The sequence below is a fragment of the Streptomyces aureoversilis genome, assembly GCF_042657885.1.
Classification (GTDB): domain Bacteria; phylum Actinomycetota; class Actinomycetes; order Streptomycetales; family Streptomycetaceae; genus Streptomyces; species Streptomyces aureoversilis.
Genome location: NZ_JBHSKJ010000078.1, coordinates 1 through 787, shown reverse-complemented (window position 1 = coordinate 787; position 787 = coordinate 1). Strand labels below are relative to the sequence as shown.

Sequence of the window (787 nt, the reverse complement as noted above, 5' to 3'; positions counted from 1 at the left end):
CGTTCTTGGCGACCCAGCGCATCGCGTACGCCGCCGAACGGTCCACCTTGGACGGGTCCTTGCCCGAGAACGCACCGCCACCGTGACGGGCCATGCCGCCGTACGTGTCGATGATGATCTTCCGGCCGGTCAGACCCGCGTCACCCATCGGGCCGCCGATCTCGAAACGGCCAGTCGGGTTCACCAGGAGCCGGTAGCCGTCGGTGTCGAGTGCGATGCCGTCCTCCACCAGCTCCTTGAGGACGTGCTCGACCACGAACTTACGGATGTCCGGAGTCAGAAGAGAGTCCAGGTCGATGTCCGCCGCGTGCTGCGAGGACACCACGACCGTGTCGAGGCGGACGGCCTTGTTGCCGTCGTACTCGATCGTCACCTGCGTCTTGCCGTCCGGCCGCAGGTAGGGGACGGTCCCGTTCTTGCGGACCTCCGACAGGCGGCGCGAGAGGCGGTGCGCCAGGTGGATCGGCAGCGGCATGAGCTCGGGCGTCTCGTCGCACGCGTAGCCGAACATCAGGCCCTGGTCACCGGCACCCTGCCGGTCGAGCTCGTCCTCATCCCCCTCCACACGCGCCTCGTAGGCCGCATCCACACCCTGCGCGATGTCCGGCGACTGCGCACCGATCGACACCGACACACCGCACGAAGAACCGTCGAAACCCTTCGTCGAGGAGTCGTAGCCGATCTCGAGGATCTTGTTGCGCACGAGCGACGCGATCGGCGCGTAGGCCTTCGTCGTCACCTCGCCGGCCACGTGCACCAGGCCGGTGGTGATCAGGGTCTCGACGGC

General features: G+C 67.5%; 1 protein-coding gene. It reads right to left on the bottom strand.

Annotated features, from left to right (window positions below):
• A partial coding sequence (gene metK, locus ACFPP6_RS36490; RefSeq protein WP_382051148.1) for a methionine adenosyltransferase occupies positions 1-787 on the bottom strand: 787 nt, incomplete at both ends.